This is a genomic window from Rhizobium sp. P32RR-XVIII (genome assembly GCF_012641395.1).
Taxonomy (GTDB): Bacteria; Pseudomonadota; Alphaproteobacteria; order Rhizobiales; family Rhizobiaceae; genus Rhizobium.
Map to the genome: position 1 here is coordinate 49,675 of NZ_JABAIH010000015.1, position 13,101 is coordinate 62,775.

At 59.3% G+C, this 13,101-nt stretch carries 10 protein-coding genes; 6 read left to right on the forward strand and 4 right to left on the reverse strand.

The window, feature by feature from the left end; all coding sequences use genetic code 11:
- Positions 1-53: 53 nt before the first annotated feature.
- From HGP14_RS27995 to HGP14_RS28010, 4 genes are all read right to left on the reverse strand, one after another.
- Positions 54-1,958: an ABC transporter substrate-binding protein gene (locus HGP14_RS27995; RefSeq protein WP_168833133.1), complete on the reverse strand. Its 1,905-nt coding sequence runs from the start codon at positions 1,956-1,958 to the stop codon at positions 54-56.
- 1,019 nt (positions 1,959-2,977) lie between these two features.
- Positions 2,978-3,826: a TIGR01459 family HAD-type hydrolase gene (locus HGP14_RS28000; RefSeq protein WP_168833134.1), complete on the reverse strand. Its 849-nt coding sequence runs from the start codon at positions 3,824-3,826 to the stop codon at positions 2,978-2,980.
- Entirely contained in the window at positions 3,823-5,106 is a 1,284-nt protein-coding gene (locus HGP14_RS28005) for an FGGY-family carbohydrate kinase (protein ID WP_168833135.1), read from the reverse strand. Before HGP14_RS28005 ends, HGP14_RS28000 begins: the two co-directional genes overlap by 4 nt.
- Positions 5,103-6,176: a class II aldolase/adducin family protein gene (locus tag HGP14_RS28010; RefSeq protein WP_168833136.1), complete on the reverse strand. Its 1,074-nt coding sequence runs from the start codon at positions 6,174-6,176 to the stop codon at positions 5,103-5,105. Before HGP14_RS28010 ends, HGP14_RS28005 begins: the two co-directional genes overlap by 4 nt.
- Positions 6,177-6,353: 177 nt before the next feature.
- Between HGP14_RS28010 and HGP14_RS28015 the strand changes: the two genes are divergently transcribed.
- From HGP14_RS28015 to HGP14_RS28040, 6 genes are all read left to right on the forward strand, one after another.
- The gene (locus HGP14_RS28015; RefSeq protein WP_168833191.1) at positions 6,354-7,124 is read left to right on the forward strand and encodes a DeoR/GlpR family DNA-binding transcription regulator; all 771 of its coding nucleotides are present in this window, start codon (positions 6,354-6,356) and stop codon (positions 7,122-7,124) included.
- The gene (locus HGP14_RS28020; RefSeq protein WP_168833137.1) at positions 7,124-8,533 is read left to right on the forward strand and encodes an FGGY-family carbohydrate kinase; all 1,410 of its coding nucleotides are present in this window, start codon (positions 7,124-7,126) and stop codon (positions 8,531-8,533) included. The genes HGP14_RS28015 and HGP14_RS28020 overlap by 1 nt, the downstream gene beginning before the upstream one ends.
- A complete protein-coding gene (locus tag HGP14_RS28025) occupies positions 8,530-10,080 on the forward strand; it encodes a sugar ABC transporter ATP-binding protein (RefSeq protein WP_168833138.1) in 1,551 nt (516 codons plus the stop codon). The genes HGP14_RS28020 and HGP14_RS28025 overlap by 4 nt, the downstream gene beginning before the upstream one ends.
- Positions 10,081-10,105: 25 nt before the next feature.
- Positions 10,106-11,089 carry an ABC transporter permease subunit gene (locus HGP14_RS28030; protein WP_168833139.1) on the forward strand — a complete coding sequence of 328 codons (984 nt, stop codon included), beginning with the start codon at positions 10,106-10,108 and terminating at the stop codon, positions 11,087-11,089.
- 64 nt (positions 11,090-11,153) lie between these two features.
- On the forward strand, positions 11,154-12,092 hold the full coding sequence (locus HGP14_RS28035; protein WP_168833140.1) for an ABC transporter substrate-binding protein: 939 nt from the start codon (positions 11,154-11,156) through the stop codon (positions 12,090-12,092).
- A gap of 78 nt (positions 12,093-12,170) precedes the next feature.
- On the forward strand, positions 12,171-13,070 hold the full coding sequence (locus tag HGP14_RS28040; RefSeq protein WP_168833141.1) for a sugar phosphate isomerase/epimerase: 900 nt from the start codon (positions 12,171-12,173) through the stop codon (positions 13,068-13,070).
- The last annotated feature ends 31 nt before the right edge of the window (positions 13,071-13,101 follow it).

Genomic DNA, 13,101 nt, shown 5'->3' on the forward strand with positions numbered 1-13,101 from the left:
AGGGGAAGGACGGATCGGTCCTTCCTTCCCCCGCGCACAGGCTCATCCTTGGGCTATTTGGCCGATTTTACCGGCTTGAGCTTCACCATCATGTATTTGGTGTTGCCCCAGTTCGGCACGGGATCGGTGTAAGGCGCATCCGTGGCGTTGGGGTAGCCGGTCCAGTAGGTCGTATCCATCACGGTGAACACGTTGTAGGACATCAACGGGATGGTCGGCATCTCTTCCGCGGTAAGCTTGAGATAGTCTAGGCCCAGTTCGATGCCCCGCGGATCGTCGAAATCGATCCTCCGGATCTCCTCGATGATCTTGTCGAGGCGCGGTTCAGCCCAGCGCTGCCAGTTGCGCGGTGGCTGGACCTTGCCGATTTCGGCCACGAACTGGGAATGCCAGCTGTCCAGGAAGAACGATAGGTCCGGATGGCCGCCCCAGGTCTCGACGCTCCAGCCGATAAAGGTGTCGAAATCGCCGACACCGCGGCGGTCGATCAGGGTACCCTGGGCAACATCGATATTGGCGTCGATGCCGAACTGACGCCATTGTTGAACAATGATCGAACCTGCACGCGTCATCACAGGTCTCAGATCGCCTTCGACCATGACCTTGACGGTGAACGGCTCGCCGTTCGGCTGATGCCACTTGCCGCCCTGCTTGGTGAAGCCCGCCTTCTCCAGCAACTCCGTGGCGGCCTCCTTGTCGGGTTTCCACCATCCGCGGCCGATCGCAGTCGAAATCTCTTCCGGACTAGAGGGAATCTGGTCCTTCATTGATGGTCGAAGCATCTCGGCAATCTGCTTGCCCATTGTTGGGTCGTAAGGCTTGATCTTGCGCTTGCCTGTATCGACCTCGAAACTGGCAAGCCAGCTCTCCATCGGTTCGAAGTAGTACTTCGGATACAACCCGGTCGGCGGGACACCCAGGGCCGAGATCGTCGCAGCACCGCGATATGAGGCCATGCTAACGCCCTTGATATCGATGAGCAGCGCCAGCGCCCAGCGAACGTCCTTGTTTTGGAACTTCTCAAGACGATGGTTGAAGATGACAGCAGGGAGTGTCGGATCGGGATGCGCGTAGGGAAAGCCCTTGAACCAACTTGTCGAGGACGGCGACTCCTTGGCAAGTGTGAACATGCCTTCCGGTGACGTGTCGTGGATGACGTCGAGCCGATGGTTCCGCTGCTCGATGACGCGCTTTTCCGGGGGACCGGGATCGATATAAGCGAGAAATTTCGGGCCGGGTTCTCCGAAACGCGCAACGGTGGTTCGCTGCCAGTCGTCACGCTTCTGCCAGATGAACCATTTGCCGCCCTGGTCGAAATTTTTCAGTGTGTACGCACCAAGCGAGACCGGCGGGTTGAAGTCGTATTTCAGGACGTCATCGACTTTCTCGAATACATGCTTGGGCATCATCCACATGGCATTCCATCGCACGGTAAACAGCGCATGGAAGCGTGAGTTCGGCTTCTTGAGCTTGAAGAGCACTTCCGTAGGGCTCTTCTTCTCTATGGAGGCGACATTGACCTGTATCGGCGCGCTCCACCGCAAGCCATTGGTTCTGAGATGAGTATCGACCGTGTAGACGACATCGTCGGCGGTGAATTCGACTCCATCGCTCCAGAAAACTCCGGGGCGGAGCTTTACTGTCATCTCTGTGAAATCGCTGTTGTAGGCCGGCTTTTCAGATGCGAGGGAATTGTCCCAGACGCCGTCGATGCCGTGGTCGGCGTCGATATACCAGAACGTGTCCATCGCATTCTGATGGAGGCCGGTTGTCTGGCCACCGGCATTGATTGCCCAAATGTTGAACCATCCGGCGTTCTTGATTGTCCCCTCGGGATTCTCAAGGATGAGAAGCTCTTCACGGGGGATTTCCGATGTTGGCGCTGCGGTTTGTGCAAAAGACGGCTTGCTCGCAAGAAACGTACCGGCGAGCAGAATGAATGTTCTCCTCGATAGCATGCCGTACCCTCCCAATGGCCAGTTGCTCTTTGGCATCTGTATCCAAGTTCATCATTGGCGATGTCGAGATTGCTGTCAACGAAAATATCGGAATATATCCGAAATCATGATACTATTGATCGCTAAGCGAAAGCCCGGCTTTTCCTATCGCTAACGGGATCGTGCTGCATTTCTGAGGAAGGCAAACTGGCCAAACTAGTCGATGAAACCGCGGATAACCGCATGGGAGAGGCACGGAGACGACGCTGTTCGGATGGTTGCTCGCTCGCTGTTCAACACAATGGCAAGGGTGGAGGCCGGCGACATTTCGGGCGACCATGCCTTCCGTGTCAGGCGTCGGTTCCGCCTATCTGCCTCGCTATGCTGGAAGCTTCAATGTTCCCTTGATGGCTGACGGAAAGTCTGTTGCGACGCATGCCTTTTAGGGGACGGAGCCGCGCAGATGTCAGAGCTGCTTTCGCAGGTAAAGGGTCGGCGTTGTCCTCTGGCTCGATCGCGCGGACATTGCCGGTAAGGCACGGGACCGTTCATATCGCTGCGCTCTTTCCGGGAAAGTGAATTCTTTTCAGGAGGTTGGCGCTCCAACCATCAACATTCGTGAGCTGCTAACGGCTCAATAACGAGGTCAACGCATCCGACAGGGGCGTCGACGCGACGGGGAGGCTCCGTCCTGTGGGAGGTGCGATCTGGCGACCCAAACACGGGCCGCCGCGAAGGATCGCTCTGCTTTCCACTCTGTCGACGGAGTGGCCGCAAACGCCGGAGCCGTCGTTCGCACAGTGGGACTCTCCAGGCAGAAGGCTCCGTCACTGACGCCATTCGGACTGCCTGAGGTGAAAGCAACGCTCCTGAGTTCGCGGTAGGAACTCGCCTCGGCAAACGATGCAATAAATCTTCTTGTGGTCACCGCTCAGGCGTTGGTTTACCATATGCGGGCGATTTGGAAGAAGACGGTGATTTGCGCGACGCTGCACTGGTTATGCCCGCTTTGCGCCAATGGCTTCAACCAACAGCCCGAATCAAAGCGCGGTCGTATCGGGCGAAAAGCTCGACATCATATAGGTCGGAACACCAGCGAAATGCTGCATCAGCTCTGACAGCTCCTGCTCAGAGGCATCAGCCAGAATGCCGGTCCGCACCAGCACGGAGGAAAGCCCCATATCGCTCGCGCCCTTGATATCGTGTTCGATGCTGTCGCCGATGCAGACGATTTTAGCGGGATCGACACTGGCCCACTGCGCCATCGCGAATTCATAGATCTCGCGATGCGGCTTGCCGATCCAGTGGACCATCCCCCCGAGATTCTCGTAGATTCGTGCGATCGCCCCGGCGCCAGGCGCAATCTTGCCGCCGGCGAGCTTATGAATATCGGGGTTGGTGCAGACACAGGGAGCGTTATTGGCCGCTGCGGGCGCCAGTCGTCGACGATAGATCTCGAGTTCGATCCGCTCGGCCTCGCTGCCGGAGATGATGACAAGATCGGCCTCGTCGGACTGGGCAACGCTGACGAGTCCCAGACGGTCAGCAAGATTCTGGTCACCGCCGCTGGAGATCGTGAAAGCGCGCATTCCGGGGCGGATGTTAGGGTCTGCTGACAATAAATTGAAGGCGACGTCGCCCGATGTCACGAACCGCTCGAAGAGCTGGCGGTCGAAACCGAGTCGAGCGAAGCGCTCGGCATTGTAGTCCCCGCTCCGGCCCGAGTTGGACAGTACGATCACATGTTTGCCCGCCTCTTTCAGCCTCCGGAGTGCAGCGACCGCCCCATCATAAGCGTCGTCGTCGCGCAGGACCCCGAATTGGTCGATCAGGAAATAGTCATAGCGGTCGATCAGCGCTGCTAGAGATATCTCGGGAGCAATGGTCACCGCTGTGTCCTCTGCCATTGGAGGATGAGTGCCGCCGTGCCAACCGCGGCCTCCGTAGAATTCGAAGGCGCGAAGGAGACACCAAGGGCAGTCTGGCGCATCCTGGTCCATGCCGGGTTTTTCGCACCGCCGCCGACGGTTCGCACTGATGTCAGGCGGGCGGCGCCGAGTTCCGCCAGCCTTTCGTATCCAAGCCGTTCGATCCCGGTAATGCCCTCGAGCACGGCCTGGAAAAAAACCGCCTCATCCTTGGGGCGCGGCTCCAGTCGAGGAGCGTAATTCGGGTCGCTGACGGGAAAACGTTCGCCAGGCCTGAGCAGCGGATAGAAATTCAAGCCTGTCGGTCTGGTGATATCGATGCGGGCCGTGAGCGCATCGAGACGCTCGTCTCCGAAGAGCGACCTGATCACGCCACCGCCGGTGTTGGAAGCACCGCCAGGCAGCCAGAAATCGAGCACCCGGTGCGAATAGATTCCATATTGGGACGCGTTGATCGGCTGTTTGGAAGCCAGCTTCAGAACCAACGTGGAGCCGAGCGCCGTCACACCGTCCCCGATCTGCGACGCACCGGTCGCAAGAAAAGATGCGCAGCCATCGGTCGTTCCCGCATGAAAGCGGCAACTCTCATCGACACCGAGCCCTCGGACGAAACCATCTATCTCCGAAAGTGCTGAGCCGGCACGATGGACGGCCGGAAGCAGGCGCCGATCGAGCCCGGCCCGTTCTATCCAGTCGGGCCATTTTTCCTCATCAAGGTCATATCCGGTCTTGAGGGCATTGTTTTCATCGCTTGCGCATTCTCGCGCACCGAGCTTCATCAAAAGCCAGTCAGCCTGATGAACGATCTTTGCGACATACGGCTGGCGGGCGAGGTAAATCGCTCGCGCCAAGGCCGAGCTCGCGCCCCGCGCCGGGCTGTCGCTCGGAGCATGCCGGGAGATGTCTTCGACGATCGATGCATCCGGAGAGGTGTCGTTGTACATCAGCGGGGCACCGACCGGCTCGCCCTTGTCATCGATCGCCAGGACCGTACCGGACGTACCGTCGACGCCGATTGCGCGAACGGCCGCAAGGCTTGTCTTTGTCGCAAGCTCGCGCAATGCCGTCGACGTGCGCTCCCACCATATCGTGGGTGTGCGACCTTCATCGGCATCCACAAACGGCGCGCTGGCGATCGCCACGACACTTGCATCATCGGCAAGCGCGGCCGCACGTGCGCCGGACGTGCCGATATCAATACCAACGACGGTTGCGCGTCCTGACGGTTGCCGGCTCGTCACGACTGTGCTGCTCCGCGATCGAGCGCCTGGCGATATTGCTCCGCTTCCCAATTGGTCAGTTCATATTCATCCGCCTCGGTCAGATAGACGACCTCCGCGTTATCGGGAATGCGCGCGACGACCTCCGCCAGGCATCGGGCCATGACCTGGCCGCCGGCTGTCAGCTCATTCGACAACAGCACACCGCAGCCGGGAACGATGATCATTTTCGGCGCGGTTTCACCCGCATTGGCAAAGCTTTCGATGTAGGCCGGCAGGGACTGATCTGCTTCGAGAAGGCCAATTTTCGTGCCGAGGAAGATCACGTGGTCGGGATACATCGAACCACTGATCGCCAGCCGGATATTTTCCGGCGAGAGCGCTAATTGGTGGCTCGCCAGATCCGCGGCCGGCGAGTAGCCACTCTCCTGGCTCAGCCTCTGTAAGACCCCGAGAGACGCATCAGGAACTTGTCTCGCGGACATGGTCAATGCTGAAGTGACCCGCTCGATCCGATCAGCAACTTCTTCGACGGTCTCGCCAGTGACGATGATCCCGTGATTATAGAGGACCATGACGTCGGGGCTCGTCGCGGCCGCAAGGTCGACCTCTCTGGCAAGCGGCGTCCCGGGGCGCCGGTAAGGAACCGTTGCCCATATCATGCCGGTCTCATCGAGCTTTTGCTTCAGAAGCTCATCGCGTTGTTCCAGCACCGAAAGTGCGATTGTGTTGACGCAGTGATAGTGAGCCACGACCGCGTTCGGCAGGGCCGCATGAAAGCTTGTTTCAATCGATGGCCGTAAGCCGCTGGTATTGAGTGTCTTGATGACAAACTCCAGCCCCTTCTCGGCGCGCGGATCGTTGTTGCGCAAAGCTGTGACTAAGTCGGCAACGTGGACTGGGACCATGATATCCTGCTCTGTCGCGTGAGCCAGCCACTTTCCCGACGCCTTCACCCACATTTCAGTGCCGCCCTTGAGCGAGGTGTTCCCACCTGCACCCTGGGTTTTCAGGATATCCCGCCCGAGCATCGCAGACAGCTCCAGGAAACGTTCGAAGTCCACACCTAGCCTTGTTGGTCCGTTAGTCATTGTTGGCCCTCCAATGCCCTGAGCCCATTCCAGCCATGAGCAAACTTTTTCGCAACCGTAGTTTCGAGATCAAAGAACGTCAATAATGAAGTTACTCCGTCATATTACCTTGCAGGTCGGCTGGCTTTGTGATTATTTTTGATCATCGGCGGGGAGCGGCCGAGGAGGATGACGACTTTGAATGACGCCGAGCGGCACAAGATGATCACCGAACTGTTGCGGGAAACGCCTTTTGCATCAGTGCGCGATCTTCAGGATCGTCTAGGCGTATCACCGGCGACGATCCGGCGCGATATCGACAAGCTTCACGACTTAGGTAAAGCCAAGAAGGTCTACGGCGGTGTTTCGGCGTTTGAGCTTGGGGGGCGGTCGCCCGCAAGGCCTTATGACGAAAATCGCGACATCGCCGTTGAAGCCAAGCGCGCTATAGCGAGCCGCGCTGCATCGCTGCTCCGAGACGGTGACTCGATCATCGTTCACGCAGGCTCTACTTGCTTTCAGCTCGGCGTCCTGTTGGCGAAACGAAACCTGCGCATTTTCACGAACTCGATGCCTCTTGCAGCTTATCTCGGTGAGCATGGCAGCTGTCACCTGACTGTTGCTGGTGGCGAGCTTTATCGCGAGCCCGGCATCATCCATGATCCTTCGGCGGGAGCGCCCGACTACTTTGCTTCACGGTTTTTTGTAGGCACGCAGGGCATCGGGAGCGCCGGGCTTCTTGAATCGCACCCGCTTCTGGTGAAGGCCGTTGGGGAACTCAGCAGTTGCGCTGATGAGGTCGTCTTACTTGCCGACAGCCGGAAGTTCTCCATACGGCCCCGCAATCTTGTTCTGCCTCTGTCGCGCGTCGGAACTGTTGTCACGGATGATGGCCTTTCTGACGCCGACGCCAAGATGCTCGAAAGCGCTGGAATATCGATCCTCATTGCAATTGTGGGAGGCCCGTGATGAAAGCACATCATCCAATCGCGGTGTTTGACCTCGGCAAAACCAACTCGAAGCTCTTCGTGATTGATGGAGACGGCAATGTCGTTGCCGAACGGCGCACGAAGCCGGTCTGGCGGGAGCATGCAGGTCTCCGCGTCCTCGACGATGACGCACTCTTTGCATGGATGACGCGCGAGCTTGAGCAGGCAGTCGAGGCACATGGCGTGCGGCATGTTACGTTCTCCGGGCATGGATGCACCTTTGCACTGATCGGCAATAATACGCTTTTCCATCCGATCCTCGACTACGAGCAGGAGCCCCCACAAGCGGTGGCCGCGCGGATTGATGCCTTGATCCCGAGCTTTTCGGAAACCTTTTCCCCTCGCCTGCCGCTCGGCTTCAACTATGGCCGGCATGTGCTCTGGCTCGCGGACCGCGATCCGAGGACACTTGAAGCAACCGATGCGATTCTCGCCTATCCCCAATTCTGGTCATGGAAATTCTCCGGGAAGGCCGTTTCCGAAGTCTCCTACCTCGGCTGCCATTCCCATCTGTGGGCTCCGATTGCCGATGATTTCAGCAGTCTGGTCGACGGCCAGGGTTGGCGTTCGAAGATGCCCGAATTCGCAGCCGCCGGTGCGTTGCTGGGTACTCACCGGGTCGCGCTCGGCAACGGCGATGCTGTCGATGTTTCCGTGCATAACGGCGTACACGACAGCAACTCGGCGCTCTTCTACTATCGGTCCCTTGGCTTTGATGATTTCACGCTGATTTCGACTGGCACCTGGGTCATCATCTTCAATCAGGCCTGCCCTCTCGATGCGCTCGACCGAGACCGCGACATGCTCGCCAATGTCACCGTCGACCATGCGCCGGCCGCGACCATCCGCTTCATGGGCGGGCGTGAATATGATGTAGCAAGCGATGGCTGGACCAAGTCGATTTCGGTTGCGGCCATCGAAGCTGTCATCACCAAAGGCAGCTTTGCCCTGCCCTCCTTCGCCGCGGCTGGACCTTTCCCGGATGCAGAAGGTCGTTTTGCCGGCCCCTCCGTATCCGGCGAGGAACGTGCTGCCGTCGCGTTACTCTATGTCACGCTGATGACCGATCTTTCGCTTGATCTCATCCGCTCTGAAAACGAGATCGTCATTGACGGAGGTCTGGTCAAGACCGACCAATACGCGCCAATGCTGGCTGCATTACGAAACCAGACGGTCTTCACCAGTGCCAATCCCGAAGGCAGCGCCTTCGGAGCGGCAGCACTCGTGTTCCGCCAGGCGGGGTTGCGGCCTTTCAAAAATGTATCCGAAAAAATCCGCCCAGCCGAGATCAAGGGTCTCGAAGACTACCGTCGCGAATGGCGACGTCGTGTCGAGGAGATCCATTCGCGCTCGCCGAACACGATCCTGGTGAAGGAGATGAGGGAATGAGTACAGTTGCCGCACCCGATCGAAGTGACGCTCCCGTCCTCGAAATGCTGAACATCAGCAAGACCTTCGGCAACAGCCGCGCGCTGACCAATGTGTCGCTGACGGCCTATCCCGGCGAGGTTCACGCCCTGATGGGCGAGAATGGCGCAGGAAAGTCGACCTTGATGAAGGTGCTGTCGGGCGCCTATGTCGCCGATCCCGGCGGCAGCATCCTTGTCAGCGGCCGGCCTGCAGTTTCGGGCGATCCAATCAAGGCGAAGGCTAATGGCATCGCCGTCATTTATCAGGAATTGTCGCTCGCGCCGAACTTGACGGTTGCCCAGAACATGTTCCTGGGGGCTGAGCCTTCGCGCATGGGCTTGGTCGATCGCGTGGATATCAGAAAACGTGCCGAGCCGATCCTCAAGCGGCTCGGCATCAGCTTTTCGCCGAACCAGCTGGTCTCGACGCTGTCGCTCGGCGAGCGCCAGATGGTCGAAATTGCCCGGGCGCTGACGACGGACGCGCGCATCATCGTCATGGACGAGCCGACGACATCACTCACGAGCCGCGAGACCGAGAAGCTCTTCGAGGTTATCGCGAGCCTTAAGGCGCATGGGATCGCCATCATCTATATCAGCCACCGCATGGAAGAGATCTATGCGCTCGCCGATCGCGTCAGCGTGCTGCGCGACAGCGCCTATGTCGGAACGCTGGAGCGCAGCGAGCTTTCTGCCGCGCGTCTCGTTTCGATGATGGTCGGGCGCGATCTTTCCTCTTTTTACAAGAAGGAGCATCGCGCCGCCAGGCATGATCGCAAGGTCGTGCTATCAGTCAAGAACATCGGCGACGGCCGCCGCGTGCATGACTGCTCCGTCGATGCCTGCGCCGGCGAGGTACTCGGCATTGCAGGCCTGGTCGGTTCGGGACGCACCGAACTTGCCCGACTGATCTACGGCGCGGACCCTAAGACGTCGGGAAGCGTCCTGCTTGATGGCCGCGAGCTTTCGCTGAACGGACCGCGAAGCGCCCTAGACGCAGGCATTGCCTATCTGACAGAGGACCGGAAGGGGCTTGGCCTCTTCCTCGACATGTCAATCAACGAGAACATCAATATCGGCGTGATTTCGGAAGATGCGCGTTCGGGCGGCTTTCTGGACTTCGGCAAGGCCAAGAAGCGGGCGGACAGCGCCGTTTCATCGCTTTCTATCCGCACGAAAAGCACGTCGATCAATGTCGGAGCCCTATCTGGCGGCAACCAGCAGAAGGTACTGCTTGCCCGTCTGCTCGAGACCAAGCCGCGGGTGATCATCCTCGACGAGCCGACGCGCGGTGTCGACGTGGGCGCGAAGTCGGAAATCTATCGCATCATCGACGAGCTTGCCCAGAGCGGCATCGCCATCGTCGTCATCTCCAGCGACCTACCCGAAATCATCGGCATCGCCGACCGCGTGCTGGTCATGCGCGAGGGCCGTATCGCGGGCGAGATCGTCGGATCCGAAGATCAACCGATCGGGCAGGAAGCCATCATGGCCCTGTCCACCGGCCCCGCCAAGCGAGACGCATAGAGCGCGACAAAAGAGAGAACCCGAAATGAGCGCAACGCAAAGCGAACAGACAGCAACGGACAAGATGAAGCTGCGGTCGACACTAACTGCCCTCGGCATGCTTCCCGTCCTCATTATTTTGGCGATCGGCTTTCATCTTCTCAGCGGCCGCTTCCTGAGCGTCAACAACCTGTCGATCGTCATGCAGCAGGCATCGATCAACACGGTGCTCGCGGCCGGCATGACCTTCGTCATCCTGACCGGCGGCATCGATCTCTCCGTGGGCTCGATCCTTGCGGCATCCGCAATGGTCGGCGTCATCGTCTCGCTCTGGCCCGATATCGGCATGTTGGGCATCCCGGCCGCCATTGCCGTCGGTCTCGCCTGCGGCGTCGTCAACGGCTCGATCATCGCCTTTCTGAAGCTGCCGCCCTTCATCGTGACGCTCGGTTCGCTGACGGCCATGCGCGGCATCGCCCGACTGCTCGGCAATGATACGACCGTCTTCAACCCGGATCTGCCCTTCGACTTCATCGGCAACGGCAATTTCCTCGGTGTCCCGTGGCTTGCGATCATCGCGCTGCTAACGATCCTGATCTCCTGGGTTATCCTCAAGCGCAGCGTGCTCGGCACGTGGATCTATGCCGTCGGCGGCAATGTGGAAGCCGCGCGCCTGACGGGCATCAAGGTGCCGCTGGTCCTCCTCTTCGTTTATTCGATGTCCGGCCTTCTTTCCGGGCTCGGCGGGGTCATGTCGGCGGCGCGTCTCTACGCAGCCAACGGCCTGCAGCTTGGCCAGGCTTATGAGCTGGATGCGATCGCTGCCGTCATTCTCGGCGGCACCAGCTTCGTCGGCGGCGTCGGCTCGATCTGGGGAACGCTGATCGGAGCTCTCATCATCGCCGTTCTGTCGAACGGCCTCATCCTCGTCGGTGTCTCGGACATCTGGCAGTACATCATCAAGGGGCTTGTCATCATCGTTGCCGTGGCGCTCGACCGCTACCGGCTGAAAGGGCTTAGCCGCACCTGATGTGCGGCTCGAGGGACCGGGGTTACCGGATAACAGGGCGCAGGAAGCGCCATAAGGAGGAAATATGCGTATGATCTCTAAACTGCTCGCAGCCACCGCTCTGGCGGCAGCCATCGCCATGCCGGCTGCGGCCAAGGACCTTCAGAAGATCGGCATTTCGGTCGGCCTTCTCGGCAACCCGTTCTTCGTTGCGACCATCAAGGGCATCGAGGATCGTGCGAAGGAAATCAATCCGAATGTTCAGGTCACTTCGGTATCGGCCGACTATGACCTCAACAAGCAGGTTTCGCAGATCGACAGCTTCATCGCTGCCGGCGTTGACATCATCATGTTGAATGCCGTCGACGCCAAGGCAATCGCACCGGCCGTCAAGAAAGCGCAGGCCGCCGGCGTCATCGTTGCCGCCTTTGACGTTTCGGCGCCCGGCGCCGACGTCACCGTCATGACAAACAACGTCAAGGCCGGTGAAGAGGCTTGCCAGTACATCGTCGATCAGCTGAAGGGTAAGGGCGACGTCGTCATCATCAACGGACCAGCTTCCTCCTCGATCCTCGACCGCGTCCAGGGTTGCAAGAACGTGCTGTCGAAGAGCCCCGACATCAAGATCCTCTCCGACGATCAGAACGGCCAGGGTTCGCGCGATGGCGGCCTCGCCGTCATGCAGGGTCTGCTGACGCGCTTCGACAAGATCGACGCCGTCTTCGCGATCAACGATCCGACGGGCATCGGCGCAGAACTCGCCGCCAAGCAGCTGAACCGCAACGAGTTCTTCATCACCGCCGTCGACGGCGCGCCCGATATCGAAAAGTCGCTTGCCAGCGGCAATTCGATGATCAAGGCTTCCGCTTCGCAGGATCCTTACGTGATGGCAGGCGATGCGCTCAAGATGGCCGTCGACGTTCTGAACGGCAAGAAGCCGGCGCAAAACACCGTCCTCCTCGACCCGAAGCTGATCACCGCTGACAACGTCAAGGATTACAAGGGCTGGACCGCAGCTCGCTAAGGTCTCCTCCCGGGCGGCCCGCCATTGCCTCGAGCGGGCGGGCCGCTAATTTCAATGCCAATCGGAAAGCGGCGTCCCATGTCCAAAATCGGTGTTCATTCCTTCGTCTGGAGCGCCGGCTCGTCGAAGAACGAGCTGGAAAAGGCTCTCGCAAGATCGCACGAACTCGGCTTCAAGCTGATCGAATTTTCCTATCTCGATCCGAAGCAAGTGGATGTGAAGTGGCTTGCGGCGCACCTCCAGGAGCTCGGCCTCGATGTCGCCGTCAGCATGGGTCTCCCCTCCGAAGGTGATATTTCCAGCGATGATCCGGCCGTCGTTTCAAATGGTCGGGACATCCTTGAGCGCGCCGTGGCGCTCGTACGCGACCTCGGCGGCACGAAGCTCGCTGGCATTCTGAGCTCGGCGCACGGCAAACAGGAACATGCGCTGACCAGAAAGGGTTGGGAGACCAGCGTTTCCGCGCTATCGAAAGTCGCCGACCAGGCAAAGGCCGCCGGCGTCACCCTCAATCTCGAAGTCGTCAACCGGTTCGAGAGCAACATGCTCAACACCGTCGCACAGGGCATGGCCTATATCAAGGACACCGGCGCCTCAAACGTCTTCCTGCATCTCGATACCTTCCACATGAACATCGAGGAAGCTGATGTGGGCCTGGCGATCCGCCATGCAGCCGACAAGATCGGCTACGTGCATATCGGCGAAAGCCATCGCGGATACCTCGGTACGGGCAATATCGATTTCGCCGCCATTTTCGATGCGCTGGTCGCTATCGGCTGGAACGATTACGTGACGTTCGAATCCTTTTCGACAGCCATCGTCGACAAGGATCTTTCCCTGAAGACAGCGATCTGGCGCAATCTCTGGGATGACAACGTGGCGCTAGCCAAGCATGCGCGCCAGTTCATCGAGCTTGGGCTGGAGACCGCCGGACGCAAGGCCGAGCTCGTTCGCCAGGCCCACGTCCATGGACCATAAGCGACGTCCAATCCTTGCCGCCCAAGTGGAA

Excerpts from the sequence above, each read along its gene's own strand:
- HGP14_RS27995 (WP_168833133.1), bottom strand. The coding sequence starts at position 1,958 with ATGCTATCGAGGAGAACATTCATTCTGCTCGCCGGTACGTTTCTTGCG.
- HGP14_RS28010 (WP_168833136.1), bottom strand. The coding sequence starts at position 6,176 with ATGACTAACGGACCAACAAGGCTAGGTGTGGACTTCGAACGTTTCCTG.
- HGP14_RS28020 (WP_168833137.1), top strand. The coding sequence starts at position 7,124 with ATGAAAGCACATCATCCAATCGCGGTGTTTGACCTCGGCAAAACCAAC.
- HGP14_RS28025 (WP_168833138.1), top strand. The coding sequence starts at position 8,530 with ATGAGTACAGTTGCCGCACCCGATCGAAGTGACGCTCCCGTCCTCGAA.
- HGP14_RS28030 (WP_168833139.1), top strand. The coding sequence starts at position 10,106 with ATGAGCGCAACGCAAAGCGAACAGACAGCAACGGACAAGATGAAGCTG.
- HGP14_RS28035 (WP_168833140.1), top strand. The coding sequence starts at position 11,154 with ATGCGTATGATCTCTAAACTGCTCGCAGCCACCGCTCTGGCGGCAGCC.
- HGP14_RS28040 (WP_168833141.1), top strand. The coding sequence starts at position 12,171 with ATGTCCAAAATCGGTGTTCATTCCTTCGTCTGGAGCGCCGGCTCGTCG.